Below are 24,478 nucleotides of genomic sequence, written 5' to 3'. Positions count from 1 at the left end.
TATTCGGCCCGTCCGGCGGTGAGTCACCGGCGGTGCATGGTCTCCAGCGCGGCGGCCAGCACATGCGGGTCGTGGTGGCCCTTGTAGACTCCCGGCGGCTGCCGGTCCAGGCGCAGCAGCCGGGACACGGCCGTCCAGGCGGTGCGCACCGAGTACTCGACGGTGAAGACGACGTCGTCCGGCACCTCGGCGAACTGCCCGATGAAGGCGAGGTTCACCGATCCCTCCGGCACCACGTGGGGCCGGTCCTCGCGACGCCGGACCAGGAACTGGCTGGTGATGTACGGCATCACGCACGGCACGACCGTGGAGGTGGCCAGGACACGCTCCGCGAGCTCCCCGTCGATGCGCAGGTGGTGCAGGACCTCCTCCAGGATCTCCCGGCCGGAGCACATGGTCATCGGCTTGAGCGTCTGGTTGCCCGCGCGGCCCGGGAAGAGACCGTAGCCCCACCACACCGAGACGCCCTCGGGCTGGTCGGGGTAGACGGGCTGGCGGTTGGCGACGACGGTCAGCAGCCAGTTGGAGTCGGTGAAGGTCATCAGGCCGCCCCGGCCGGTCTCGCGCCCGTCGAACTCGGCGAGCGCGTCGAGGAAGGCGGGATCCTTCGCGGTGACCGTGAACGACTCCCAGCGCGACTCCTTGACGTGCTTGTCGAAGGCCGCCGGATTGCCGAACTCCTCGCGCCCCCGGGCCAGTCGGTGCCACAGCAGCCAGGAGCCCGAGCGGCCCGGTGCCGGCGGCGGGGCCGAGGTGTGGGTGCCGAGGGAGGAGGCGTCGGTCATGGAGCCGTTGGTGACGAACACGAGGTCCTCGGGCGTCACGGCGATCTTCTGGTCGACGCCGCCCTCGGTGACGTAGAGCGTCTCGACTGTCCCGCTGTGCCGCCCGGGCGTGAACGCCAGGTCGGTGACCCGGGCGCCGGCGTGCACGACGACACCGCGCTCGCGCAACCAGGCCGCAAGCGGCCGCACGATCGAGTCGTACTGGTTGTAACGGGTGCGGTGGATCCCCGACATGGACGAGAACTCGGGGAAGAGGTGGATGAAGCGGCGCAGGTAGCGGCGGAACTCGATGGCGCTGTGCCAGGGCTGGAAGGCGAACGTGGTGCACCACATGAACCAGAAGTTGGTGGTGAAGAAGTGCTCGCCGAAGCAGTCCGTGATCCGCTTGCCGTCCAGATGGCTCTCGGCGGTCGCCAGGCAGCGCACCAGCTCCAGCCGGTCGCGCTCGGAGAAGCCCATCGTGGACGTGTCGACGATCAGGCCCTCGCCGTCGACCAGCCGCGCGACGTCGTCCCAGGCGAACTCCTCGTGCCCGGAAAGGATCTCCTGCGTCACCGACACCGACGGGTCGTCGAGGGTGGGGATGCCGGACAGCAGGTCGTAGGTGCAGCGGAACTCCGCCTCGAACATCCGCCCGCCGCGCATGCTGTAGCCGGCGTCCGGCGAGCCGCCGGCGTCGAGGCTGCCGCCGAGCCGCCGCTGTTCCTCGAAGAGGTGGATGTCCGCCCCCTCGAACCCGCCGTCGCGGATCAGGAAGGCGGCCGCGGCCAGCGCCGCGATCCCACCGCCCACCAGGTATGCCTTCGCCATCGCCCGACTCCTCGTCTCCCCACGGCCGTTCCGCGACCGCGAACCTCACTCTTCCCTGGCGGACCAGGGCAGTCAGTGGGCCGTCCGGCACCCGGGGGGACCGGACGGCCCGTACGGGCGAGGCCCGTTCAGTCCGTCTCGCCGGGCAGCCACAGGTCGGGGCCGAAGACCTCGTAGCGGATGTGGCGGGCCGGGATGCCCGCGCCCAGCAGCTGGGTGCGGACGGCGCGCATGAAGGGCAGCGGGCCGCACAGGAACACCGTGGCGTCGGCGGGCAGTTCGATGCCGGTGAGGTCCATCAGACCGGTGCGGGCGGTGGGTTCCTCCGCGCCGGGCCGCTCGTACCAGAACTCCACGCGGGCGCCCGGCAGTCGGCCGGCCAGCTCGCGCGTCTCGGCGCGCAGCGCGTGCTCGGCGGGGGAGCGGTCGGCGTGCAGGACGGTGACCGGGCGGGTGGAGCCGAGGGCCGCGAGGTGGGCCAGGATGCCCGTCATCGGGGTGCCGCCGATGCCCGCCGAGACCAGCACGACGGGGGTGGTGGCGTCGGCCGGGTCGTCGAGGAACACGTCGCCGAACGGTGCCGACAGCGTCAGTTCGTCGCCCTCCCGCACCTCGGCGTGCAGCAGGTTGGAGACCTCGCCGTCCGGCGCGCCGCCCTCGCCCTCGACCCGCCGGACGGTGATGCGCCGCAGGTCGCCGCCGGGAGCCGAGGACAGGCTGTACTGGCGCAGCTGGTGCACCCCGTCGGGCATGCGCACCCGCACGCTGACGTACTGGCCCGCGCGCGCCCGCGGCGCCGCCTCGCCGTCGGCGGGACGCAACAGGAAGGACACCGCGTCCGGCGTCTCGGTACGGCGCTCGACGACCGTCCACCGCCGCCAGATCCGGCCCGGCTGGACGCCCGCCTCCTGGTACAGCCGCGCCTCCTGGCCGATCAGCGCGCCGGCCATCAGCCAGTACACCTCGTCCCAGGCGGCCGCCACCTCGGGGGTGACCGCGTCGCCGAGCACCTCGGCTATCGCGCCGAAGAGGTACTTGTGCACGATCGTGTACTGGTCGTCGGTGACCCCGACCGCCGCGTGCTTGTGGGCGATGCGGTCCAGCAGGGTGTCGGGCCGGACGTCGGGGTGGTCGAGGAGCATGGTGGCGAACCCGGCGATCGAACCGGCGAGCGCCCGGCGCTGGGCGCCGCTGGCCTGGTTGCCGCGGTTGAACATCCCGTCGAGCAGTTCCGGGCGGTCGTGGAACATCGCGCCGTAGAAGCGCGTCGTGATCTCGTCGAGTGCTCCCGCCACGGCGGGCAGCGTGGCACGGACCACGGCGGCGGACTCTGCGGACAGCATGGGGACCTCCCGGACGGGAACGGTTGGCAGGAAGAGCGCCGCCCCGTCTGCGGGCGGCGGCCTCAGGTGTAGCAGGCACCCACCGGGGTTTCCGGGCCGTTTCGGGGCGTGGAGGCCAAGAGGGGCCGATCGGCCCCGGGACCGGGGACCACCGGCCCCCAGGGGCCGCCCGGTTCCGGAGCCGACCGGCCCCTCCACCCTCTCCCGTGCGGCCCTACGGCTTGATCCCCACGGCCGTCCACAGGCTGACCTCGGCGTCCGTCGCGTCGCTCGCGCCGTCCGGGCGCCAGCGGTGGCCCACGCTGACACCGGGCTCCAGCAGCTCGAACCCCTCGAAGAAGCGGGCGAACTCGTCCTTGGACCGCACCTGCACCTGCGTGCCGGAGCTGATGTAGATGTCCACCAGCTTCCGCCAGGTCTCCGGGTCGAAGTCCGGCGTGCAGTGACTGATGGCCAGCGCGCTGCCCGACGGCAGGGCGTCCATCAGCCGGGCCACGATGTCGTACGGGCCCCACGCGTCCGGGATGAAGTGCAGCAGCGCGTTGAGGGACAGCGCCACCGGCTGCGTCAGGTCCAGCGCCTCGGCCAGCTCGGGCGCGTTCAGGATGGTGTCGGGCTCGGTGAAGTCGGCGTGGATGTAGGTGGTACGGCCCTCGCTCGTGCTGCGCATGAGGCGTTCGGCGTACTTGAGGACCAGCGGGTCGTTGTCCGCGTACACCACCCGGGCGTCGGGGACCACCGACTGGGCGACCTGGTGCAGGTTGGGCTCGGTCGGGATACCGGTGCCGATGTCCAGCCACTGCCGGATGCCGTGCTCCCGGGCGAGGACCCGGGTGGCACGGTGCATGAACGCCCGGTTCTCGCGGGCACACACGTAGATCGCCGGGAAGACACCGGCGACCTGCTCACCGGCCCGCTCGTCGATCTCGAAGTGGTCCTTGCCGCCGAGGTAGTAGTCGTACATCCGGGCGGAGTGCGGCCTGCTGGTGTCGATGTCCCGCGCGGCGTGGGAGTTGGTCATCCTGTCCCTTTCGGTGGTGATCGTGGGGGTGTCGGGCAGGTCGCGGCCAGGGCCGGCACGGGTCCTTCCCGCTGGGGTTCTCGGTCAGCCGGTGGCCAGATGGTCGGCCAGGCCCCGCTTGACGCCGGCGACGAACGCGGCGATCTCCTCCGGGGTGTAGATGAGGGCGGGCCCGGCCGGGTCGGTCGACTGGCGCAGGGCCACGCGGCCGTCGGCCAGCTGCTTCGTCTGCACGCACTGTCCGCCGTTGGGGCCGCTCCAGGGCGACTCCCAGCCCTGCTCGCCGAGGTCCGACGCGGGCATGCCGTTGTACACGTGACAGTCGATGAAGCTCATTAGTACTCCTTGCGCATGCGGTTCAGGAGTGCCCTGCTGTCGGAGTCCGAGGTCAGCAGGGACATGCGGTTGTGCGCCTCGAGATGCGCCACGACGTCGGAGCGCTGGTCCAGGTACATCGCGCCCGAGAGGACCTCGGTGTAGACGATGTCCGGCAGCTCCGGGGCCTCGAAGCGGAAGTAGGTGAACGGCGCGCACGCCCCGACATGGGCGCCCGCGGTGAACGGCACGACGTCGACGCTGACGTGCGCCAGCTCCGAGACCTCCAGTAACCGCTCGATCTGCTCCCGCATCACCTCTGGGCCGCCCACCACCCGGTGCAGCACGGCCTCCTCCATCACCACCCACAGCGTGGGCGCGTCGGCTCTCTCCAGCAGGCTCTGCCGGCGCAGCCGCAGGTCCACACGCCGGTCGAGGTCCTCGTCGCTGTCGTTCGGGAAGCCGCCGCCGAGCACCCCGCGCGCGTACGCGGGCGTCTGCAGCAGTCCGGTGACGTAGTGCGGCTCGTAGGTGCGCAGCGTCCTGGCACCCGTCTCCAGGCTCACGTAGGCGCTGAACCAACTGGGCAGCACATCGCGGTAGGTGTGCCACCAACCGGGCTCGTTGGCCCGCTCGGCGAGGACGACGAACTCGTCGATCTCCTGCCGGTCGGCCCCGTACGCCTGCAGCAGCAGCTCCACGTACAGGGGGCGCAGCCCCACCTCCGCCTTCTCCAGGCGGCGGATGGTGAGGGGCGTGACGCGCAGCGCCTTGGCGGCCGCCTCCAGTGAGACGCCCGCACCCTGCCGACGCTCCTGCAGCCGACGGCCGAGGATCATGCGCAGCACGGTGGGGGCACTGTTGCCACCCGTGCCCTGACGGCCTTCGCTCACGCCCTTACCTCCTGAGGGTCTGTCACCCGTCCGAGTCTGACAGTGACTTGATGAACCTCACCAGACCGATACCGGCCCGCTGAAATTATCAGCAGGTCTGTTGCAGGTTGAACTTGGGTGCGATCATAGTTACTTGTGTGAACCGTGCCGCCGAACGCGAGCGCGGTCCGTCAACCCTGCCCACCTCAAGCCGAGTTGACGTGCTCCGACGTTCGAGGCGTCCCCCGCGCCTGGCTGCCGCCCGCCCCACGGAAGGCCAACACCGTGTCCCCCCACCTGACATCGTCACCGCAGCTGTTAGACGTGGCGAACCCCGACCGTACGCACTGGCTCGAGCTGCCCGCCCACCGCTCCAGCGTGAGAGTGGCCCGCCGCTCCATCGGCGCCCGCCTCACCGCCTGGCGGCTGCCGGCCGCGCTGAGCGAGGACGCGGTGCTGCTGCTGTCCGAACTGGCCACCAACGCCGTGCGCCACACGCTCAGCGCGCGGATCCTGTGCGGCATCGGCTTCGTCAGCGACGTGTGCCTGCGCCTGGAGGTGCACGACCACGACTACTCGGGCAGCGAACTGCCGCTCCGCGAGGCGGGCCCCGAGGACGAGGGCGGACGCGGGCTGCTCCTGGTCGAACAGCTCGCCGACGCCTGGGGGGTGGACCGCTCCAGACTCACCGGCGGCAACGCCGTGTGGGCGAACCTGACGGCCTGAAGGCGCGCGGTGTCAGTCCTTCGCGGGCGTCAGCTCGGCGAGCAGCAGAGTGCGGTCGTCGCCGCCGCCCGGGCCGGTGGGGGCGTGCAGCAACTGCCGGCACACGGCGGACAGTACGTCGTCGACGGCGCCCGGCGGCGCGAGCGCGGCCTCGTCCACGGCACCGGCCAGCCGTGCGATCCCGTGGTCGATGTCGTCCTCGCGGGATTCCACCAGGCCGTCGCTGTAGAGGACCAGCACGCTGGGCTGCGCCACCTCCAGCACGGTCGGCTCGTAACTGCCGGCGCCCAGCCCGAGGGGCAGGCCGGCGCCGACGAGTTGCACCGGCGCGGTCCGGCCGTCCGCGCCGCGCAGCAGTGGGGGAGGGTGCCCGGCGCCCACCAGGGTGCAGGTGCGCAGACGCGCGTCCCACTCGGCGTAGATGCAGGTCGCGAAGGAGGCGCCCGGGGTTTCGCTGGCGAGGGCGTCCAGGCGTCGTATGAGTTCCGCGGCGGGGATGTCCAGGCCCGCCAGAGTGCGGACCGCGGTGCGCAGCTGGATCATCGCGACCGCGGACTCCGGGCCGTGCCCCATCGCGTCCCCGACGATCAGACTGACCCGCTCGCCCGGCCGCCGCAGCACGTCGGACCAGTCGCCGCCGATGACCGTGCCCTGCCCGGCCGGCAGCGAGCCGTGGGCGATGCGGCAGCCCTCGACCTCCTGGACCGCGCCGGGCAGCAGACTGTTGCGGATGGCCAGGGCGGTGCGGCGCTCGCGCTCGTAGCGGCGCGCGTTGTCGAGCGCTACGGCGGCTCGGGCGGCCAGCGACTCCACGGCCGCCACGTCCGCGGTGGTGAACGGCCCGCGCTCCGGGCCGCGGGTGCAGGCCACGAAACCGATCGCGTCGCTGCGCAACCGCAGCGGCACCACCAGGAAGGACCCCACCTGCAGCAGCCGGTGGATGCGCTCGTCGCCGTCCGCCGAGGCCTTCAGCCGCTCGGACGTGTGCGCGTCGACGGTGTCCAGCAGTTGCGCATGCCCGTCGGTGAGGGCACGGGCGTACGGCGTCCCGCGCGGGAAGACGATCACCTCGCCGACCGGCAGCACGCCCTCCCAGGTCTCGGGCGCGTCCGTGCCCACGCGCACCGCCAGCCGACGGGCCTCCCGCTGGGGCGGGTCGGCGACGGCGTACGCGCTCTCCTCGCGCCGCCAGCGCTCCAGCAGGTACACGGACGCGGCGTCGCAGAACCCGGGTGTCAGGGCGTGTACGACATGACTGCCCGTCAAGCGCAGGTCGAGTTCGGAGCCGATGGCGTCCGCCGCAGGAGAGAAGGCCGACCGGCGGGGCGACGGCAGGACGGCGGGGGTGTCGTCGGCGGAGCTGCGCGGTTCGTTCCGCAGGGTCGTGCCTTTCCGGGTGGGGGGCCGGCCGCGCGGCTGTGACAACGGATCACCGCGCGTCGACAGCAACTATATGATGGGACGTCAAGAGCCCTGATCCGAGAGGATGTTGTGGTGTCCGACAGTGCAGGACCACCGGTGACCGATTCCGACAGGGCCAGTGTCGCGCGCATGTACGACGCGATGCTGGGCGGAGAGCACAATTTCGCCATCGACCGGGAGGCGGTCGCGGCCGTCACGGCCATCGATCCCCAGGTGCGCATGCTCGCCCGGGCCAACCGCGCCTTCCTCGGCCGGGCCGTGCGCCACCTCGTCGGAGAAGGGGTGCGGCAGTTCATCGACCTCGGCTCGGGCATCCCGACCCAGGGCAACGTGCACGAGGTGGCCCAGGCGGCCAGCCCCGGGGCCCGCGTGGTCTACGTCGACAAGGACCCCGTGGCCATCGCCCACAGCACCTCACTGCTGGCGGACAACCCGGACGCCGACATCGTCGACGCCGACATACGCCGCCCGGCCGACGTCCTGTCCGCGCCCCAGCTGCGCAAGCTGATCGACTTCGACCAGCCGGTCGCGGTGCTGATGGTCGCGATCCTGCACTTCGTCACGCCCGAGGAGGACCCGGCCGGCATCGTCGCCGCCTACCGGGACGCGCTGCCCGAGGGCGGCTGGCTGGCCCTGTCCCACGCCACGAACCAGGACCGCCCGCGAACGGCCGCCGCGGTGACGCAGCTGTACAACTCCCGGGCCACCTCGCAGGTCGCCACCCGCTCCCACGACGAGATCCTCGGCTTCTTCGACGGCTTCGACCTGGCCGAACCCGGCCTCGTCCACGTCCCGCTGTGGCGGCCGGATCCGCGGGACCAGGTCCCGGACAACCCCTGCGAGTACTGGGTGTACGCGGGAGTCGGCCGCAAGAACGCTTGACGGGGCGCGCCCGGGGGAGACGCACGGTCCCCGCCGCCGGGTGAGCCCCGACGGGGAACGGACCGCCCGGCCAGGGACCCGGTGGACGACCCACTCGCTACCGAGGTCCGGCGAGCGGCCGTCCCCCTGGCACGGACGCCTTCACCGAGGGGACGGGGGAGCCCCTTGCAGTACCGGGTCCGGCGTCCGCGCCTACTCCAATGATCATGTCTGCGACCACGGATGCAGGAGAGGCGAGCGACCCGGAGCCGGGGCCGGTCGGTCCCTTGACACGCGGTGGGGGCCACCGCGGGCGGTGTCACGGCAGGTTACGAGGCGCGGCCTGCATTCCCGTAGGCTGCGGCGCGCGAAGGCGGGTCGAGGCAGGGTGCGCGGTGCCGGTCGCGGCCCCCGCGCCAACCGGCTGTCGCATCCCATTGGACGTCATGGGCGTGGCCAACCTCGCGCGCGCCGCCGTTCCCGCCCTGCTGCGCAGGCCGCACGCCGGTCTCAGTCATGGGCAGCAGGACAAGGCGGGCCCGGTCCGCCTCCGGCCGCGCCCCCTGCGCGAGCGGGCGTCGCCGGACCGGCGTGTGTCCGGCCTCGGCGTGCGGGCATCGCCGGATCAGTGTCCGTCGCGGCCTTCAGTGCGCGGATGCCTCCGTGCCGGTGCTCGCCGCCCTTCCGCCAGCGGGTGCCGCCCCACCGGCGTGCGTCCGGCCCCGGCGTGCGGATGCCGCCACACCGGCGCCCGCCACCGCACCCTCGCCCGACGCCCCTCCGCGAGCGCGTGCATCGCCTCTCGGTAGGCGACCGCGTCGATCCGGCCGCGCAGCCGTCGCTCGACGAGCCGTCGCTCGGTGGTCTCCAGTGCCGCGCGGCGGCGTCGGGAGCGCGCGGCACCGGGGGGAGCCGCGGAGTGTCCCAGCAGGCGGGCCGTGTCGTACAAGGCCCCCGCGAGGATGAGGAGTTGGAGCAGGGCGGCGACGGTGATCATGGCGGTGGTTCCGATCCCTCCTCGCCGACCACGGGCAGTTCCACGCACTCCTTCGTCCGCACCACGTAGCGCAGCGCGGCGCCGAACAGCCACGGCATGTCCCGTACGCCCTTCTTGACGGGCACGATCCGCGGAGCGCCGAGCGTCAGCCACTGGCCGCCCAGCCGCATCCGGCCACCGCCGGATGCGCGGATGTTGCGCAACCAGTCCGATTCACGACCGAAGTTGATGCCGACCACGACCGTGTCCCCCGTACGGAACGCGCGCAGCGGTGTGTGGCGCACGGTGCCGGTGCGGCGGCCGACGTGTTCGAGGTCGGCGAAGGCGAGGTGACCGGCGAGGTGCAGGGTCGTCCTGTTGACGCTGCCGCGCAGCCGGCGGCTCAGCAGCCGGGGAAAGGGCACGGCAGGCTCACCTCCTCGCGGCGCGGGGCCCGGCGCCACCGGCCGGTACTCGGCGGACGCGCTCACGGCACCACCTTGATGGCGATCTCGGGCGGCTGCCGCAGGGTGTTGTGGACGGTGCAGTGCGAGACGACGGCCGACAGCGCGGGCAGCCGTTCCGGGGGCAGCCCCGGCGGCGGGGACACGACGATGCGTACGGCGTCGACCCGGGCCGGCCGGTCGGGCGCCATCGTGAACTCGGCCCGCACCCGCAGCCCGGTCTGCGCCAGTCCGTGCCGGTGCAGGAAGCGCCCCGCGTAGAAGGCGACGCAGGTGGCCAGGGAAGCGGCGAACAGTTCGGTCGGGGTCGGCGCGGTGTCGGTCCCGCCCGCGTCCAGCGGCTGGTCGACCAGGAGGCGGTGGTCGCGGACGTCGACGGCGTAGGCGTCCCCGTCGACATGGGTGACGTCGATGACGTGCCCGAAGTCCCGCACGGGAACTGTCGTGGACGTCTCCGGCGCGATTCCTGCCATGACCTGCCTCCTCGGTGCCGTGCCCGCTGTCCTCATTCAGTGCAACGCGCGGACGCGGCGCGGACAGCGGGCCGACCGGGTGCCGAGGGGGCCGTTCGGCCCTGGCGGAGCGGCCGAGGCGCGGTCACGCGTCCCGTCCGCCGTCGAGCGCCCCGGTCGCAAGAGCCGCAACGTATACCCCGGTGGGTACCCGTGGGGGGACCATCGGCCCCTGCCCCGGCCCGATCTCCCGCACGACCGTGGAGACATGGGTAAACACATCGTGATTCTCGGAAGCGGCACCGCGGGCACCATGACCGCCAACCGGCTGCGCCGCGCGTACGACGAGAGTGAACTGCGGATCACGGTCGTCGACCAGGACGACAGCCACGTCTACCAGCCGGGACTGCTGTTCGTGCCGTTCGGGCTCGCCCAGCCGCACGCCCTGGTCCGCTCCCGGCCGCACCAGCTGCACGACGGCGTCGACTACCGGCGGGCCCGCATCGACCGGGTCGATCTCGACGCGCGGACGGTGTACTTCGCGGTCGGCGGCTGGATCGCCTACGACGTCCTCGTGGTCGCCACCGGCGCCCGGCTGCTCCCGGAGGAGACCGAGGGGCTGACCGGCCCCGGCTGGGGCGAGAACGTCCTCACCTTCTACGACCTGCCGGGCGCCGTCGGCCTGCACCACGCGCTGGAGCGCTTCGAGGGCGGCCGTGTCGTCGTCGACGTGGCGGACATGCCGGTCAAGTGCCCGGTCGCACCCCTGGAGTTCGCCTTCCTCGCCGACTGGTACTTCCAGCGCCGCGGCATCAGGGACCGCGTCGAGCTGACGTACGCCACCCCGCTGGACGGGGCGTTCACCAAGCCGGTCGCGGCCAAGGCGCTCAGCGGACTGCTGGAGCGCAAGGGCATCGAGCTGGTCACCGAGTTCACGCTCGGCGAGGTCGACGGCAAGGGCGGCCGGCTGGTGTCGTACGACGAACGGGAGGTGCCCTTCGACCTGGCCGTCGTCGTGCCGCTGCACGGCGGTGCCGAGTACGTCGAGCGCTCGCCCGGCCTGGGCGACGAGCTGGGCTTCGTGCCGGTCGACCCGCACACCCTGCAACTTCCCGACCGGCCCGAGGTGTTCGCCATCGGTGACGCGGCCGGGCTGTCGGCCTCCAAGGCCGGTTCGGTGGCCCATTTCGAGGGCGAGGTGCTGGTGCGCAACATCGGCCGCTTCCTCGCCGGCCAGCCCCTGGACGGCTCCTTCGACGGGCACGCCAACTGCTTCGTGGAGACCGGCTTCCACAGGGCCCTGCTGATCGACTTCAACTACGACACCGAGCCACTGCCCGGCCACTTCCCCGGCCCGGTGGGCCTGCCGCTGATGAAGGAGTCGCACGCCGCCCATCTCGGCAAGCTCGCCTTCGAGTGGCTGTACTGGCACAGCCTGCTGCCCGGCCGGGAGCTGCCCGGCATCGGCTCGGCGATGCCCGAGCGCGGCAAGATCCACCTTCCTGCCTGAACGAGAAGGAGACAGTCATGCCCACCGCCACCTATGACGGCACCCTCGTGCCGGTCGACGACGAGGGCTTCTTCACCGAGCCCGAGCGGTGGACCGAGCCCATGGGCGAGCAGATCGCCAAGGAACTCGGCATCGACACCCTGACCGACCGGCACTGGACGGTCATCCGCTTCATGCGCGAGCAGTACGCCGCCAAGGGCACCGGGCCCACCGTGCGGGTGCTGGGCAAGACCTCCGGCGTGAGCGTCAAGGAGCTCTACCAGCTCTTCCCCAAGGGACCGGCGAAGACCGCCGCGAAGATCGCCGGTATCCCCAAGCCCCGCGGCTGCATCTGAGGAGGATGCCGGTCATGGCCGACACCGCCACGATCGAGAAGGTCTCGATCATTGTCTCCAAGGGGTCCCTGGAGGGGATCTACCCGGCCCTGATCATGGCCAACGGCGCCCGCGCCGAGGGCATCGAGGCCGATCTGTTCTTCACGTTCTTCGGGCTGGACGCGATCACGAAGAAGCGCTGGGAGCACATCAAGCTGGCCACCGTCGGCAACCCCGGCCTGCACCTGCCGACCCTGCTCGGCGGCATGCCCGGCGTACCCGACCTGGTCACCCGCTACATGGAACGCAAGATGGACAAGCTCGACATCCCGCCGATCCCCGAGTTCATCGAGATGATCGCCGACACCGGCGCGGGCATCTACGCCTGCAAGGCGTCCGTCGACCTCTTCGAACTCGACAAGGACGACCTGGTCGAGCAGGTCCAGGGCATCATCACCGTCGGCGAGTTCTACGAGCACGCCGCCGGCGGCCAGATCATCTTCACCTGACCGCTCCGCGCGGCCCGTCGGTGCCGCGCTCCGCCATGGCGGCCTGGGCCAGCAGCAGTTGGGCCAGGCCGCGTGCCTCGTCCGCGGTCAGTGCGGCCCACGCGCCCGGCACGCCGCCCCCGTCCCGGCCCACGTCCAGCGCGATCCGGGTGATGGGCCGCTCCGCCGTTGTCAGACGCAGACACTTCACCGCGATACGGCGGCCGCAACCGGTGACCAGATCAGAGTCGGCGATCTCGCGGAACCGCTCTCCTCCCGTGCCCGTCATCGGACTCACGCCCTTCCTTCTCGCTCACATTCGTACCTGCGGTGGTATCCAGGTGAGCGCCCGCGACGACCGGATTGTTCCCGGACACCGCCCCCTGGACCTCACAGGAACGGGGTGCCCGCGTCCAGCCCCGACAGCACCCGGCCGTACAGCTCCGGATTGGTCGCCGGATTGACGAACGAGTGCAGGTTCAGGGCCTGCACATCGCGCACCGCCCGCTGGATCGGCACCTCCGATGCAGGGACGACGCCCCGTCGGCGGAGGCGATCAGGTCCTTGGCCTCCTTGCCCAACCGTGCCACGTAGCCCGTCTGCGCCCGGATCCTGGCCCGGTCCCGCTGCGGGTACGGCCCGCCCGCCTCGACACGGGCGACGAAGTCCCGCGTCAGCAGCTCGGCGCAGGAGATCTTCATCGCCGCCTCGGCGGCCTGCAGATGTGTCACGCCGGCCTCGTGCTGCCGCGTGTGGAAGGTGTACGTGATGCCCCGGCGGTGGATCCGCTCGGTGAACTCCGCCAGCGCACCCCGCGCCAGGCCGAGCGCGTGCGGACGAAGGGGGCGAGGTCCCGCAGGCGTGCCACGAGACCGGTGTCGGACGAGGATGCTGGCGGCGGAGCCATGGCGGACCTCCGGGCGGGCCGACGGGACAATCACCGTTTCGCGGATCGGTCCGAGTGTCAACGCCGCCTGCCCGCAAGGGAGTTGACCTCCCCGGTGATCCCGTGACCCGTGGCTCAGAACAGCGGGGGGACGTCCGCCTCGATGAGGTGCGGACCGGGCTCGGCGAGAGCCGTACGCAACTGGGCGGTGAAGTCCTCGGCGGTCGTCGCCCGGGTGGCGGGCACGCCCATGCCCCGGGCCAGGGCGACGAAGTCCAGGCGGGGACGGGACAGGTCGAGCAGATCACGGCGGGCAGGCCCGTCCGCGCTCGTGCCGAGCCGCTGCGACTCCATCTTCAGAATCGCGTACGCGCTGTTGGAGAAGATCACCGTGGTGATGTCCAGGCCCTCACGGGCATGCGTCCACAGCGCGGAGACCGTGTACATCGCGCTGCCGTCGGCCTCCAGGCACAGCACCGGCCGGTCCGGGCAGGCGAGCGCTGCGCCCGCGGCGAGCGGCAGGCCCTGGCCGATGGCGCCGCCGGTGAGGGTCAGCCAGTCGTGCCGGGGCGCGCCCGCGGTGGCGCCGGGCAGCCAGAGTCCGGAGGTGTTGGCCTCGTCGACCACGATCGCGCCCTCCGGCAGCAGAGCGCCGACGGCGGCCGCCGCGCTCTCGGCGGTCAGCGCACCGGACGGCTCCGCGGGCCGCTCGGCGGCCTGGAGCACCGGCACCGCGCCCGCGGCCACGATGTCGGACAGTCGGCCGAGGGCCGCCGCCGCGTCGTCGGCGGCCGTCGCCAGCGTGTGGATACGGCAGTCTTCGGCCGCCAGCAGACCAGGCAGACCGGGATGGGCGAAGAACGACACCGGCTCACGGGCACCGGCCAGCACCAGGTGCCGCACGTCGCGGAGCTGCGCCATCGCTCCCTCCGCGAGATAGCCGAGCCGCTCCACGGCCGGCAGACCCGCGCCACGCTCCAGGCGCGCCGGGAACGTCTCGCACAGCAGCCGGGCGCCGGTGGCGGCGGCAATCCGGGCCGCTGCCCGCAGCGCCGGTTCGCGAGTGGCGGGACCCCCGAGGAGGATCGCGGCCGGCTCACCGCTGCCCAGCGCCTGCGCGACCTCCGCGACGGTCCGCTCGGGCACGGTGGCGGGCGGCCGGACGGCCACGGGCGGCGCGGGCCGGGCGCCGTCCGACCAGGAGACGTCGGCGGGCAGGATCACCGTGGCCACCTGCCCGGGTGCGCCGCCGGCTGCGGCCACCGCCTCGGCCACGTCGCCCGCGGCCGTGGCGGCGTCCTCGCAGCGGCGCACCCAGCCGGACACCGTCCCGGCCAGGGCGTCGACGTCCGACTCCAGCGGGGCGTCGTACTTCTTGTGGAAGCCGGCGTGGTCGCCGACCAGGTTGACCAGCGGGGTGTGCGCGCGGCGGGCGTTGTGCAGGTTGGCCAGGCCGTTGCCCAGGCCGGGCCCGAGGTGCAGCAGGGTGGCCGCCGGCCGGCCCGTCATCCGGCCCCAGCCATCGGCTGCGCCGGTGGCCACCCCCTCGAACAGACAGGGCACGGCCCGCAGGGCGGCCTCGTCGTCCAGGGCGGCCACGAAGTGCAGTTCGGAGGTGCCGGGGTTGGCGAAGCAGATCTCGACGCCGCACTCCAGGAGGGTGCGGGCCACGGCATGGGCACCGTTCACGGTGATTCGGCCTTTCACGCGGTCAGTCGAAGAGGATCCCCGGGTTGAGGATCCCGTCGGGGTCGAAGGCGTGCTTGATGCGGCGCATCAGCTCCACCTTGGCGGGGTCCTCCAGTTCGAGGAAGTACCTCTTCTTCGTCGTACCGATGCCGTGCTCGCCGGAGATCGCGCCGCCCAGTTCCGCACCGGCCCGGAACAGCCCGCGCAGCACCGCCGCACGCCGCTCGGGGTCCGGCTGGAAGACGGCCAGGTGCACGTTGCCGTCGCCGGCGTGCCCGCAGCCGGTGATGACCGACGCGCTGTCCCGGGCGATGACGTCCGCCTCGGCGAACAGCCTCGGCAGCGCGGCCCGGGGGACGACGATGTCCACGACCTCGTCGGCGCCGGCCGCCTTCGACGCCCAGAACGCCCGCTCACGGGCCTCCATCAGATCCCGCGCGGCGGCCGCGGGCAGCACGTAGACGTCGGCCGCACCCAGGCCGAGCAACTGCTCGCCCAGCCGTTCCACGTCGGCCTCCAGCCGCTCGGCGAAGCGCTCTTCCAGGACCACGACGAGATAGCCCAGGGCGGTGCGGCGGACCTGCTCGGGAATGCCGAGGGCCAGCTCCTGCCGTTCGGTCATGGCCGCCATCGTGAGCATGTCGACGTATTCCAGGGCCAGCGGATCGACGCCCCCGGCCAGCAGCCGCGGCACCGCGCGCGAGACCTCCTCGGCCGAGCCGAACGGCGCCAGTACCGTCGCGCGGTGCTCCGCCCGGGGACGCAGCCGCAGGACCGCCTCGGTCACCAGGGCCAGGGTGCCCTCCGAACCGACGATCAGCTGGGTGAGGTCGTAGCCGGTACTGGTCTTCACGTACTTGCCGCCGCTGCGCACGATCTCGCCGGACGCGAGGACGGCCTCTACACCGAGGACGTGGTGACGGGTCACACCGTGCCGGACGGCGTGCATGCCACCGGCGTTGGTGTTGACGGTCCCGCCGACCGACGCCCCCTGCTCACCGGGGCGCACGGGATAGCACAGCCTGGACGCGGCGGTGCGCTCGTCCAGTTCGGCCAGGGTCACGCCGGCCTGGGCGACGGCGACGTGGTTGTCGCTGTCGATCTCGACGATCCGGTTCATCCGCTCGAACGAGACGACGACTCCGTCCGCGCGCGGCACGCACGCGCCGCACAGACCGGTACCCGACCCGCGGGCCGTCACCGCGATCCGCCGCGCCGCGGCGACCGCCACCACCTGCGACACCTCGTCCGCCGTGGCCGGGCGCACCAGATACGCGGGCGTCCGGGCCACGGCGGTCAGCGACTCGTCGTGCCCGTACTCCGCCGGAACACCCTCCCCGCTCAGGACGTGCTCCGCCCCCACCACCTTGGCCAGCAGCGCTCCGGTGTCGGTCATGATCCGGTCCCCTCCTCGGTGACGCGCCGCAGGCACCGTCCGCGGCCGTGCTCGCCATCATGGAACCGGCCCCACCGCGCCGATCCCGGTCCAACAGGCCTCACCGCACGGCCGGTTGGCCCTGCCGTCCCGCATCCACGCCCCTCTTCCCGGCAGATGCTGAATTGCAAATTTTCGCAATTCGTTAGATGCTGTGATTGCTGTGCTCGCAAGTAATGCCAGGGAAGTCGAGGGCGCCACCCGATGACCACCGCAATCCACAGGGCGGCCGCCCGTATCTCCTCGTTGCTGCCCTCCCGCACCGATCTCGCGCAGGTACGGCGCGATCCGCGCCGTGACCTGCTCGCCGGTCTGACCGTGGCCATCGTCGCCCTGCCCCTCGCGCTCGGCTTCGGCGTCTCCTCCGGACTCGGCGCCGAGGCGGGACTGGCGACCGCCGTGATCGCGGGCGCCCTCGCCGCGGTGTTCGGCGGATCCAACCTCCAGGTGTCCGGCCCGACCGGCGCCATGACGGTCGTCCTGGTCCCGATCGTGGGCCGGTACGGCCCGGCGGGCGTGCTCACCGTCGGCCTCATGGCGGGCGTCCTGCTGGTCGGCCTGGCGGTGCTGCGGGCCGGCCGGTACATGCAGTACGTGCCCGCGCCGGTCGTCGAGGGGTTCACCCTCGGCATCGCCTGCGTGATCGGCCTGCAGCAGCTCCCGAACGCGCTCGGCGTGCCCAAGCCGGCGGGCGACCGGGTGCTGGTCGTCGCCTGGCGGGCCGTCGAGGAGTTCGCGCAGTCCCCGAACTGGACGGCGGCCGGCCTCGCGGTCGGCGTGGCCGCGGTGATGCTGCTGGGGGCGCGGTGGCGGCCGACCGTGCCGTTCTCGATCGTCGCCGTGATCGCCGCGACGGCCGTGGCACAGCTGGCGCACCTCGACGCGGCGAAGCCGATCGGCGACCTGCCGTCCGGACTGCCGATGCCGTCGTTGTCCTTCCTCGACCTCGGCTCGCTAGGCACCCTGCTCGCCCCCGCGGTCGCGGTCGCCGCCCTGGCCGCCCTGGAGTCACTGCTGTCGGCGTCGGTCGCGGACGCCATGACGGTGGGCCAGCGGCACGACCCGGACCGGGAGCTGTTCGGACAGGGCCTGGCGAACATCGCGGCACCCCTGTTCGGCGGGGTCCCGGCGACCGGCGCCATAGCCCGTACCGCCGTCAACGTCCGCACGGGTGCGAGCTCCCGCCTCGCCTCCCTCGTGCACGCCGCCGTCCTCGCGCTGATCGTCTTCGCGGCGGCTCCGCTGGTGTCGCGGATCCCGCTGGCCGCGCTCGCCGGTGTCCTGCTGGCCACCGCGATCCGCATGGTCGAGGTCGGCTCACTGCGGGCCATGGCGAAGGCGACGCGCTCCGACGCGCTGATCCTCGTCCTGACGGCGGTCGCGACCCTGGCCCTCGACCTCGTGTACGCCGTGATCATCGGCCTCGTCGTGGCGGGCACCCTCGCCCTGCGCGCCGTCGCCCAGCAGGCCCGGGTCGAGCAGGTGCCGCTGGACCGGGGCGACCACAGCGACGAGGAGCACGCGCTGCTCGCCGAGCACATCGTGGCGTACCGCATCGACGGTCCGCTGTTCTTCGCCGCCGCCCACCGCTTCCTGCTGGAGCTGACCGAGGTCGCCGACGTCCGCGTCGTCATCCTCCGCATGTCCCGGGTCTCGACGATGGACGCGACCGGCGCCCTGGTCCTGAAGGACGCGGTGGAGAAGCTGCGGCGCCGGGGCATCGTGGTCCTCGCCTCCGGCATACGCGCCGGCCAGATGCAGGTCCTCGACTCCGTCGGTGCCCTGGACCTCCTCAGGCGCGACGGCCACGAGTACGCCACCACGCCCGAGGCGATCCGTGCCGCGCGCGACCACTTGGAGGCGGCCGGACTCCTGCCCCCGCCCAGGCCCTCGGACAGCGCGGCGAAGGAGGCCCTGCGATGAGGACCGCCCCCGCCACCCTCCGCATGGTCCGGGTCTCCGGGGCGGAGGCCCTGTGCCTGCTGGAACGCAGCAGCCTGGGCCGGCTCGTGTACACGCAACGCGACCTGACCGTGCTGCGCCCCGCCGCGCACGTGTGGGCCGACGGCCGCCTGTTCGTGCGAACGTCGGCCCCGGCCGCCGTCGGGCCCGTGACGGCCACGTACGACGTGGAGGAGATCGGCGCCGTGCCCGGCACCGGCTGGACGGTCACCGTCTCCGGTCCGGCCGAGGTCGTCACCGACATCGAGGACGCCGCGTGCCCGACTCCCGGCGGCCGGCCGCCCGGCCCGCACGACACGGTCCTGCGCATCCGCCCCCGGACCGTCGCCGGTTTCCGGGTCGCCCACAGGGAGGTGTGAGGGATGCCCACACGACCGCAGACCCTTCCCCACCGCCACGTCCTCACCCTGCCCACCGAGCCGTCGGCCGTCCGGACGGCCCGGGAGACGGCCGAACAGGCCCTGGTCGAGTGGGGGATCGGGCTACGGCACAGGACCGTGGACCCGGCCCTGCTGATCCTGAGCGAGCTGGTCACCAACAGCGTCCGGCACGCCGCCGCCGTGTCCCCGACGGTGACCGTGACGTACGCGGCGGGCGCGGACTGCCTGGCCTTCGCCGTGCACGACCGCCACCCCTACCAGCCGCCGCTGTCCGGAGCGGTCACCGGGACCGGCACGGGGGGTCTCGGTACCGTCATGGAACTGCTGCTCGGCCTGCACGGCACCGCGGTCGTCCGCCCCGACGCCGACGGCGGCGGCAAGAGCATCTGGATCACCCTGCCGCTCTGACCGGAGCGGCCGACGATGATCGTCACATGACAATCGGTAATTGCTAAAGTCGATAATTGATGATGTCGTACCGCCGGAATCGGCGGTTCGACCTGTTGGGCGGGTGGAGGAGACGGCACGGTGAGTACGCCGCTGTACCAGCTGAAGGCCGAGTTCTTCAAAACCCTCGGGCACCCGGCACGCATCCGCGTGCTGGAACTCCTCAGCGAACGGGAGCACGCGGTCGCGGAGATGCTGCCCGAGGTGGGCATCGAACCCGCGCATCTGTCCCAGCAGCTCGCGGTGCTGCGGCGGGCGAACCTGGTCGTGACCCGCAAGGAGGGCTCGACCGTGTACTACTCGCTGACCAGTCCGGAGGTGGCCGAACTGTTGCGGGTGGCGCGGACGATCCTTTCCGGGGTGCTGGCCGGGCAGGCGGAACTGCTCGCGGATCTGCGGGCCACGCAGGGGGCGGCGAAGCCGCCGGCGTGACGTCCGCCGCGGACGAGCGCGCCGCCACCTCGACCGTCGTGGCCGGGACATCGAACGCGCAGGCGGGGATGTGATCCCGGCCACGGGCGGGCTCAGCAACGGTTGCTATATTGCGCAATCATCCAATCCGTGGGGTGCGCCCTGACGTGTGGGGCGGTCGCCCGCCGCCCGGTCGTCGCGCCGGGACGGTTGGCGTCGGCCACAGCGTAGGGAGTGGGACTTGAGCGACCCCTGGGGCGAAACCCGCGGCCGTACGGGCACCCGCAGCCGGACGGCCGGAGTCCCCCGGCAGCGGGAGACCGGTGACGACGCGTCCGACCTCGCCCCCGGCGGCCGGGCGGCCGCCCGGCGGGCGGCCCAGACACGGGGACGCCGCGCGGGGCGCCGGGCCAAACCCGTCGCCCGCCGCAGGCGGCTGGCCCGCATAGCCCTCTTCACCGTCTCGGGGCTGGTCCTCGTCATCGCGGGCGCCGGCGCCTGGCTGTACGAGCACCTCAACGGCAACATCAACAGCGTCGCCCTCGACGACGGTGCCGGCGGCAAGGAGAAGGCGGACGCCTTCGGGCGGACCCCGATCAACATCCTGGTGATCGGCTCGGACGGCCGGAACAACGCCGCCGACTGCAAGCTGGGCGGCGGCTGCGGCTCGGCGAAGTCGACCGTCGGGCACAACGCGGACGTGGAGATGCTGGTGCACGTCTCCGCCGACCGCTCCAACGCCACCGTGATGAGCATCCCCCGCGACACCATGACCCGGGTCCCCGCCTGCAAGGACCCCGACAGCGGCCAGTCCACGGCCGGTTACTACGGGCAGATCAACAGCGCCCTGCAGTACGGCCCGGCCTGCCAGGTCAAGACCGTCCACGACCTCACCGGCATCACCGTCGACCACTTCGTGATGCTGGACTTCTCGGGCGTGGTGAAGATGTCCGACGCGGTGGGCGGTGTGTCGGTGTGCGTCAGCGACAACGTCTACGACACCTACTCGCACCTCAAGCTCGCCAAGGGCACCCACACCCTCAAGGGGGACGCGGCGCTGGAGTTCGTCCGCTCCCGGCACGGCTTCGGCGACGGCAGCGACCTGGGCCGCACCGTCTCCCAGCACCTCTTCCTCAGCGCCATGATCCGCAAGTTCAAGAGCGCGGGCACGCTGGAGAACCCGGCCAAGGTGTACTCTCTCGCCGACGCGGCCACCAAGGCGCTGACCGTGGACACCGGTCTGGGCAGCGTCTCGAAACTGGTCGACCTCGCGACCGACCTGAACAAGGTCCCCTCCAAGCGGATGACGTTCACCACCATGCAGACCGGGGCCGACCCGGCCGACGCCAACCGTGTCGTGCCCGCGGCCGCCGCTAAGGCCCTGTTCGACGCCATCGTCAACGACCAGTCGCTGACCGGCGGCAAGAAGAAGGCGTCCGCCTCACCGTCCGCGTCCGCCGCGGCCACGGTGCCGGCCTCCGAGGTCGCCGTGGAGGTGGAGAACGGCACCACCACCGGCGGACGTGCCTCGGTCGTCGCCGACGCGCTCCTCGCCAAGGGCTTCGGTTCCGGCACCACCTCGGGCAACGCCCCCACCCGGTCGTCGAGGACGACGATCACCTACGGGCCCGGACAGAAGGCCCAGGCCCAGACCGTCGCCGCCGCGCTGGGGCTGCCCGCTTCGCACCTGACGCAGGGCACCGCGGCCGGCGTGGTCCTGGTCATCGGCGGCGACTGGCCCTCCGGTACGGCGTACGGTTCCTCGGGCGGCTCGTCGGCGGCGCCCGCCGACACGCACGCGGCCGTCTCCGACGCACATGCCCAGACCGCCGACAAGGCCAAGACCTGCGCGAAGGTCAGCCCGTACAAGACCGTCGAGATCAACGGCGTCGCCATGACCCCGGCCCAGGCCTACGCGGCGGCGAGCGACAAGAAGGACTCCGCGCCCTGAGCCCGGGACCTCTCAGCGGTCGTGGGCCACGCGGGTTGCGGTGGTGAGCGGACGGGACGATGCGGCGGGGCCGTACCCGACGGTGGCCGGGCGAGGCGACGGCCACAATCGCGCCGCGCCCGCGGAGGCGGCCAGCGCGATCCCGCCGAGCACGACGACGGCCGTCTGCAGGCCGGCCACCGTGCCGAGCCACCCCGCCAGGGGATAGGTGAGCAGCCAGCAGCTGTGCGAGAGCGAGAACTGGGCCGCGAACGCCGCTGTACGTTCCTCGGCCGGCGCGGCGCGACGCACGAGCCGTCCGGTGGGCGTGAGCACCATCGAGCAGGCGGCGCCGAAGGCCGCCCAGACCACCAGCAGGGCGGGCCAGCGCCAACTCCCGCTCCCCGCCGCAGTGATGGCGCCGAGCCCCGCGAAGACGAGGCCGAGCAGCAGGGCCCCGCGCAGCATCACGGCACGCTCGGGAACCTTCTCCAGCACGCGGGGCAGCGCGATCGCCACGGCCATCGACCCCGCGCCGTACGCGCCCAGCGCGAGAGGCACGGCGCCGGCCGGCCGGTCCAGCACGTCACGCACGTAGACGACGGAGTTGACGGTCACCATCGCGCTCGCGGCCGCGACCGCGAGGTTCAGGGCGAGCAGCGCGCGCAGCTGCGGTACGGCGAAGAAGAGCCGGGTGCCCGCGGTGGCCCTGGCGTGGCCGCGGCCGGGTCGCGCGGAGCCGGTGGCGGCCGGTTTCGGCAGCAGTACGGAGACCACGAGCGCGGCCGACGCGAGGAAGCCCAGCACGGTACCGGTGAACAGCCAGTTGTAGGTGACCACGGTCAGCAGGGCCGCGGCGAGCGCGGGGGAGAACAGGCTCTCCAGGTCGTAGGCGAGCCGGGACAGCGACAGAGCCTGGGTGTAGTCGCGCTCCCCGGGCAGCACGTCGGGGATGACCGCCTGGAAGGCCGGGGTGAACGCGGCCGAGGCCGACTGCAGCAGGAAGACCAGGGCGTACACCTGCCAGACCTGGTCCACGAACGGCAGCAGCAGCGCGACCCCGGCCCGGGTCAGATCGGCGGTGACCATCAGGGCCCGGCGCGGCAGCCGGTCGGCGACCGCGCCGATCGCCGGTGCGATCAGGACGTAGGCCACCATCTTGATCGCGAGGGCGGTGCCGAGCACCGAGCCGGCGTCGCCGCCCGCGATGTCGTACGCCAGCAGCCCGAGGGCCACGGTCGCCAGCCCGGTGCCGACCAGGGCGATCACCTGTGCGGTGAAGAGGTGGCGGTAGGTGCGGTTGCGCAGGACGGCGAGCATGCGGCGGCTCCTGGGCGCGAGGGCGTGCGTCGGCTCGGAACGGCCAGTGTAGCCATCATGTGCGCATCTGCGCACATGATGGCTGGAAGGGGAGCCGCGGCTGCGTCGACGGCTCTGCCCGTGCCGGGCCGCGGTGCCTCTACGCTGTTCCCATGTCGGGACGCGACCCCATGTCAACTGCATCCGGTGCGCATCTGCGGACCCCGGACAGCGCACGACTGGCCGAGGCGACCGGGGTCTTCGCGATGCTCTCGGACGCCACCCGGCTGCATCTGCTGTGGCTGCTGGCGCAGGGCGAGTCGGACGTCGGGACGCTCACCGAGCACACCGACGCCTCACGCACCGCGGTCAGTCAGCACCTGGCGAAGCTGCGCCTGGCCGGCCTCGTCGACACGCGCCGGGAGGGCCGGCACATCCACTACCGCCTCAGCGACGGGCACCTGCGCCGTCTCGTCCTGGAGGCGCTCAGTCACGCGGACCACCGGGTGAGCGGCCAGGCACCGCACGACTGAGACCGCGGCTCGGATCCGCTCCCCGGCGGCGATCACGTTGCGCTGTCGGTGTGCCCGGCAGCGGCGGACCGGTGCGGCTCGTAGGGCCTCGGCAGGCGCATGCCGCGGTCGGCCATGAGCTGTCGGACGTGATCGGGGTGGTTCGTGATGACGCCGTCGACACCCATGTCCATGAGGGCCTCGACGGTGGCCGGGTCGTCGCAGGTCCACGGAACGACCTTCAGCCCGCGCGCATGGGCCTCGCGGACCATCGCCCGGTCCGAGTAGAAGCGGAAGCCGGCGTCGCCGACCTTGCCGGTCTGCGGGAAGCCGTAGTTGGGGGAGAGGGCGCGTACGCCGGGAATCGTCGCGGCGGCCCTGACGAAGTCGCCGCCGTAGTCGTCGGCGTCGATGCCGCCGAGCCACGGCGAGGCGCCGGGCTTGCCCACCTGGAGGAAGTCGTAGTTGGTCAGGGCGACCAGCGGCCACCTGGGAGCCAGCCGGTGCATGGCCTTCAGCGCGCCCCAGTCGAAGGACTCGATGGTGACCTGGCGTTCGATGCCGGATCGGTGGATCTCCTCGTACACCCGGCGCACGAACAGCTCGCGCGGAGCCGTCTCCTCGGGCGCGCCCGCCTCCACCTTGGTCTCGATGTTCAGCTTCAGACCCCACGCGTGGTAGCTCCTGACCAGGCTCAGGACGTCCTTCAGCTCGGCCATCCGGTTGCCCTTGACCACCTCCTGGTCGGGGAAGCCGGGGAGCTGCTGGTAACCGCAGTCCATCGTCTTGACCTGGGCCAGCGTCAGGTCCTTGATGTACTTGCCGACGTACGGGTACACCGGATCGCCCGGGGTGACCGGTGCCGTGTCACGGCACTTGACGGAGCTGACCTGCCGGTCGTGGGTGACGACGACCTTCTCGTCCTTGGTGATGTGCGTGTCCAGTTCCAGGGTGGACACACCGAGCCGCATCGCCTTGGCGAACCCCGCGAGGGACTCCTCGGTCGTCATGCCGATGCCGCCGCGGTGGGCCTGCAGGTCGAACCGGCTCTTCGGGTGCGGTGCGGGGGTGCCGTCGTAGGGCGTGGCGTGAGCGGCCACCGGGAGAGCGAACAGCGGAGCCAGCGCCAGGCCGGCGAGGACGCGTCTTGTGGACATCACTACCTCAC

General features: G+C 72.4%; 26 protein-coding genes. 11 read left to right on the top strand and 15 right to left on the bottom strand.

Annotated features, from left to right (window positions below; all coding sequences use genetic code 11):
- Window positions 1-23: 23 nt before the first annotated feature.
- The 5 genes from FBY22_RS24955 to FBY22_RS24935 all read right to left on the bottom strand — a co-directional run bounded on the left by FBY22_RS24955 (window position 24) and on the right by FBY22_RS24935 (window position 5,167).
- Window positions 24-1,595 (bottom strand): oleate hydratase, encoded by a 1,572-nt coding sequence (locus tag FBY22_RS24955; protein ID WP_142149509.1) that lies wholly within the window; start codon window positions 1,593-1,595, stop codon window positions 24-26.
- Window positions 1,596-1,723: 128 nt separating this feature from the next.
- The gene (locus FBY22_RS24950; protein WP_142149507.1) at window positions 1,724-2,938 is read right to left on the bottom strand and encodes a globin domain-containing protein; all 1,215 of its coding nucleotides are present in this window, start codon (window positions 2,936-2,938) and stop codon (window positions 1,724-1,726) included.
- A gap of 214 nt (window positions 2,939-3,152) precedes the next feature.
- Complete coding sequence (locus FBY22_RS24945) at window positions 3,153-3,959, bottom strand: SAM-dependent methyltransferase (RefSeq protein WP_142149505.1); 807 nt, start codon at window positions 3,957-3,959, stop codon at window positions 3,153-3,155.
- Between the two features lie 84 nt (window positions 3,960-4,043).
- Window positions 4,044-4,295, bottom strand: coding sequence for a DUF397 domain-containing protein (locus FBY22_RS24940; RefSeq protein WP_058926992.1), 252 nt, complete (start codon window positions 4,293-4,295; stop codon window positions 4,044-4,046).
- Window positions 4,295-5,167 carry a helix-turn-helix transcriptional regulator gene (locus FBY22_RS24935; protein WP_142149503.1) on the bottom strand — a complete coding sequence of 291 codons (873 nt, stop codon included), beginning with the start codon at window positions 5,165-5,167 and terminating at the stop codon, window positions 4,295-4,297. The genes FBY22_RS24940 and FBY22_RS24935 overlap by 1 nt, the downstream gene beginning before the upstream one ends.
- Window positions 5,168-5,431: 264 nt before the next feature.
- Here FBY22_RS24935 and FBY22_RS24930 point away from each other — a divergent pair, with 264 nt between their 5' ends.
- Window positions 5,432-5,872 (top strand): ATP-binding protein, encoded by a 441-nt coding sequence (locus FBY22_RS24930; RefSeq protein WP_142149501.1) that lies wholly within the window; start codon window positions 5,432-5,434, stop codon window positions 5,870-5,872.
- A gap of 12 nt (window positions 5,873-5,884) precedes the next feature.
- Here FBY22_RS24930 and FBY22_RS24925 read toward each other — a convergent pair whose 3' ends face one another.
- Window positions 5,885-7,297, bottom strand: coding sequence for a PP2C family protein-serine/threonine phosphatase (locus FBY22_RS24925; protein WP_142149499.1), 1,413 nt, complete (start codon window positions 7,295-7,297; stop codon window positions 5,885-5,887).
- Between the two features lie 93 nt (window positions 7,298-7,390).
- Between FBY22_RS24925 and FBY22_RS24920 the strand changes: the two genes are divergently transcribed.
- Window positions 7,391-8,176, top strand: coding sequence for an SAM-dependent methyltransferase (locus FBY22_RS24920; RefSeq protein ID WP_260845111.1), 786 nt, complete (start codon window positions 7,391-7,393; stop codon window positions 8,174-8,176).
- 604 nt (window positions 8,177-8,780) lie between these two features.
- Here FBY22_RS24920 and FBY22_RS44470 read toward each other — a convergent pair.
- From FBY22_RS44470 to FBY22_RS24905, 3 genes are all read right to left on the bottom strand, one after another.
- Window positions 8,781-9,152 carry a hypothetical protein gene (locus tag FBY22_RS44470; RefSeq protein WP_186363027.1) on the bottom strand — a complete coding sequence of 124 codons (372 nt, stop codon included), beginning with the start codon at window positions 9,150-9,152 and terminating at the stop codon, window positions 8,781-8,783.
- Complete coding sequence (locus FBY22_RS24910; RefSeq protein ID WP_142152503.1) at window positions 9,149-9,556, bottom strand: nitroreductase family deazaflavin-dependent oxidoreductase; 408 nt, start codon at window positions 9,554-9,556, stop codon at window positions 9,149-9,151. Before FBY22_RS24910 ends, FBY22_RS44470 begins: the two co-directional genes overlap by 4 nt.
- Window positions 9,557-9,618: 62 nt before the next feature.
- The gene (locus FBY22_RS24905) at window positions 9,619-10,068 is read right to left on the bottom strand and encodes an OsmC family protein (protein WP_142149495.1); all 450 of its coding nucleotides are present in this window, start codon (window positions 10,066-10,068) and stop codon (window positions 9,619-9,621) included.
- A gap of 247 nt (window positions 10,069-10,315) precedes the next feature.
- Here FBY22_RS24905 and FBY22_RS24900 point away from each other — a divergent pair, with 247 nt between their 5' ends.
- The 3 genes from FBY22_RS24900 to FBY22_RS24890 are packed head-to-tail and all read left to right on the top strand — an operon-like array spanning window position 10,316 to window position 12,380.
- A complete protein-coding gene (locus FBY22_RS24900; RefSeq protein ID WP_142149493.1) occupies window positions 10,316-11,557 on the top strand; it encodes an NAD(P)/FAD-dependent oxidoreductase in 1,242 nt (413 codons plus the stop codon).
- Between the two features lie 17 nt (window positions 11,558-11,574).
- Window positions 11,575-11,892, top strand: coding sequence for a TusE/DsrC/DsvC family sulfur relay protein (locus FBY22_RS24895; RefSeq protein ID WP_142149491.1), 318 nt, complete (start codon window positions 11,575-11,577; stop codon window positions 11,890-11,892).
- Between the two features lie 14 nt (window positions 11,893-11,906).
- The gene (locus FBY22_RS24890) at window positions 11,907-12,380 is read left to right on the top strand and encodes a DsrE/DsrF/DrsH-like family protein (protein ID WP_142149489.1); all 474 of its coding nucleotides are present in this window, start codon (window positions 11,907-11,909) and stop codon (window positions 12,378-12,380) included.
- On the opposite strand, the gene FBY22_RS24885 is transcribed toward FBY22_RS24890, so the two are convergent.
- The 4 genes from FBY22_RS24885 to FBY22_RS24870 form a co-directional block, all read right to left on the bottom strand.
- Window positions 12,373-12,648 carry a hypothetical protein gene (locus FBY22_RS24885; RefSeq protein ID WP_142152502.1) on the bottom strand — a complete coding sequence of 92 codons (276 nt, stop codon included), beginning with the start codon at window positions 12,646-12,648 and terminating at the stop codon, window positions 12,373-12,375. The two genes, FBY22_RS24890 and FBY22_RS24885, sit on opposite strands and share 8 nt — an antisense overlap.
- A gap of 190 nt (window positions 12,649-12,838) precedes the next feature.
- Window positions 12,839-13,300, bottom strand: coding sequence for a hypothetical protein (locus FBY22_RS24880; protein ID WP_313905459.1), 462 nt, complete (start codon window positions 13,298-13,300; stop codon window positions 12,839-12,841).
- Between the two features lie 80 nt (window positions 13,301-13,380).
- Entirely contained in the window at window positions 13,381-14,934 is a 1,554-nt protein-coding gene (locus tag FBY22_RS24875; protein WP_174267259.1) for an acetolactate synthase large subunit, read from the bottom strand.
- Between the two features lie 22 nt (window positions 14,935-14,956).
- Window positions 14,957-16,330, bottom strand: a complete 1,374-nt coding sequence (locus FBY22_RS24870) for an FAD-binding oxidoreductase (RefSeq protein WP_142149485.1) — start codon at window positions 16,328-16,330, stop codon at window positions 14,957-14,959.
- 243 nt (window positions 16,331-16,573) lie between these two features.
- Here FBY22_RS24870 and FBY22_RS24865 point away from each other — a divergent pair, with 243 nt between their 5' ends.
- The 5 genes from FBY22_RS24865 (at window position 16,574) to FBY22_RS24845 (ending at window position 21,520) form a co-directional block, all read left to right on the top strand.
- Window positions 16,574-18,292, top strand: a complete 1,719-nt coding sequence (locus FBY22_RS24865; RefSeq protein WP_142149482.1) for a SulP family inorganic anion transporter — start codon at window positions 16,574-16,576, stop codon at window positions 18,290-18,292.
- Window positions 18,289-18,690: a pyridoxamine 5'-phosphate oxidase family protein gene (locus FBY22_RS24860; RefSeq protein WP_142149480.1), complete on the top strand. Its 402-nt coding sequence runs from the start codon at window positions 18,289-18,291 to the stop codon at window positions 18,688-18,690. The genes FBY22_RS24865 and FBY22_RS24860 overlap by 4 nt, the downstream gene beginning before the upstream one ends.
- Window positions 18,691-18,693: 3 nt before the next feature.
- The gene (locus FBY22_RS24855; protein WP_142149478.1) at window positions 18,694-19,119 is read left to right on the top strand and encodes an ATP-binding protein; all 426 of its coding nucleotides are present in this window, start codon (window positions 18,694-18,696) and stop codon (window positions 19,117-19,119) included.
- A gap of 120 nt (window positions 19,120-19,239) precedes the next feature.
- Entirely contained in the window at window positions 19,240-19,590 is a 351-nt protein-coding gene (locus tag FBY22_RS24850) for a metalloregulator ArsR/SmtB family transcription factor (RefSeq protein ID WP_142149476.1), read from the top strand.
- Window positions 19,591-19,810: 220 nt separating this feature from the next.
- Window positions 19,811-21,520, top strand: a complete 1,710-nt coding sequence (locus tag FBY22_RS24845; protein ID WP_174267258.1) for an LCP family protein — start codon at window positions 19,811-19,813, stop codon at window positions 21,518-21,520.
- Between the two features lie 12 nt (window positions 21,521-21,532).
- Here FBY22_RS24845 and FBY22_RS24840 read toward each other — a convergent pair whose 3' ends face one another.
- Window positions 21,533-22,819: an MFS transporter gene (locus FBY22_RS24840; RefSeq protein WP_142149474.1), complete on the bottom strand. Its 1,287-nt coding sequence runs from the start codon at window positions 22,817-22,819 to the stop codon at window positions 21,533-21,535.
- A 170-nt stretch (window positions 22,820-22,989) separates the two neighbouring features.
- Here FBY22_RS24840 and FBY22_RS24835 point away from each other — a divergent pair, with 170 nt between their 5' ends.
- A complete protein-coding gene (locus FBY22_RS24835) occupies window positions 22,990-23,331 on the top strand; it encodes a metalloregulator ArsR/SmtB family transcription factor (protein ID WP_234491065.1) in 342 nt (113 codons plus the stop codon).
- 32 nt (window positions 23,332-23,363) lie between these two features.
- Here the strand turns inward: FBY22_RS24835 and FBY22_RS24830 are convergent, their stop codons facing one another.
- Window positions 23,364-24,467, bottom strand: a complete 1,104-nt coding sequence (locus tag FBY22_RS24830; RefSeq protein ID WP_142149470.1) for a glycerophosphodiester phosphodiesterase family protein — start codon at window positions 24,465-24,467, stop codon at window positions 23,364-23,366.
- Between the last annotated feature and the right edge of the window lie 11 nt (window positions 24,468-24,478).

The organism is Streptomyces sp. SLBN-31, from assembly GCF_006715395.1.
GTDB lineage: Bacteria > Actinomycetota > Actinomycetes > Streptomycetales > Streptomycetaceae > Streptomyces.
Note: the sequence above shows the minus strand (reverse complement) of the source record. Positions and strands in the feature narration are given on the sequence as shown.

Excerpts from the sequence above, each read along its gene's own strand:
- FBY22_RS24955 (WP_142149509.1), bottom strand. The coding sequence starts at position 1,595 with ATGGCGAAGGCATACCTGGTGGGCGGTGGGATCGCGGCGCTGGCCGCG.
- FBY22_RS24950 (WP_142149507.1), bottom strand. The coding sequence starts at position 2,938 with ATGCTGTCCGCAGAGTCCGCCGCCGTGGTCCGTGCCACGCTGCCCGCC.
- FBY22_RS24945 (WP_142149505.1), bottom strand. The coding sequence starts at position 3,959 with ATGACCAACTCCCACGCCGCGCGGGACATCGACACCAGCAGGCCGCAC.
- FBY22_RS24940 (WP_058926992.1), bottom strand. The coding sequence starts at position 4,295 with ATGAGCTTCATCGACTGTCACGTGTACAACGGCATGCCCGCGTCGGAC.
- FBY22_RS44470 (WP_186363027.1), bottom strand. The coding sequence starts at position 9,152 with ATGATCACCGTCGCCGCCCTGCTCCAACTCCTCATCCTCGCGGGGGCC.
- FBY22_RS24905 (WP_142149495.1), bottom strand. The coding sequence starts at position 10,068 with ATGGCAGGAATCGCGCCGGAGACGTCCACGACAGTTCCCGTGCGGGAC.
- FBY22_RS24900 (WP_142149493.1), top strand. The coding sequence starts at position 10,316 with ATGGGTAAACACATCGTGATTCTCGGAAGCGGCACCGCGGGCACCATG.
- FBY22_RS24895 (WP_142149491.1), top strand. The coding sequence starts at position 11,575 with ATGCCCACCGCCACCTATGACGGCACCCTCGTGCCGGTCGACGACGAG.
- FBY22_RS24890 (WP_142149489.1), top strand. The coding sequence starts at position 11,907 with ATGGCCGACACCGCCACGATCGAGAAGGTCTCGATCATTGTCTCCAAG.
- FBY22_RS24885 (WP_142152502.1), bottom strand. The coding sequence starts at position 12,648 with ATGACGGGCACGGGAGGAGAGCGGTTCCGCGAGATCGCCGACTCTGAT.
- FBY22_RS24870 (WP_142149485.1), bottom strand. The coding sequence starts at position 16,330 with ATGACCGACACCGGAGCGCTGCTGGCCAAGGTGGTGGGGGCGGAGCAC.
- FBY22_RS24865 (WP_142149482.1), top strand. The coding sequence starts at position 16,574 with ATGACCACCGCAATCCACAGGGCGGCCGCCCGTATCTCCTCGTTGCTG.
- FBY22_RS24860 (WP_142149480.1), top strand. The coding sequence starts at position 18,289 with ATGAGGACCGCCCCCGCCACCCTCCGCATGGTCCGGGTCTCCGGGGCG.
- FBY22_RS24855 (WP_142149478.1), top strand. The coding sequence starts at position 18,694 with ATGCCCACACGACCGCAGACCCTTCCCCACCGCCACGTCCTCACCCTG.
- FBY22_RS24840 (WP_142149474.1), bottom strand. The coding sequence starts at position 22,819 with ATGCTCGCCGTCCTGCGCAACCGCACCTACCGCCACCTCTTCACCGCA.
- FBY22_RS24835 (WP_234491065.1), top strand. The coding sequence starts at position 22,990 with ATGTCAACTGCATCCGGTGCGCATCTGCGGACCCCGGACAGCGCACGA.
- FBY22_RS24830 (WP_142149470.1), bottom strand. The coding sequence starts at position 24,467 with ATGTCCACAAGACGCGTCCTCGCCGGCCTGGCGCTGGCTCCGCTGTTC.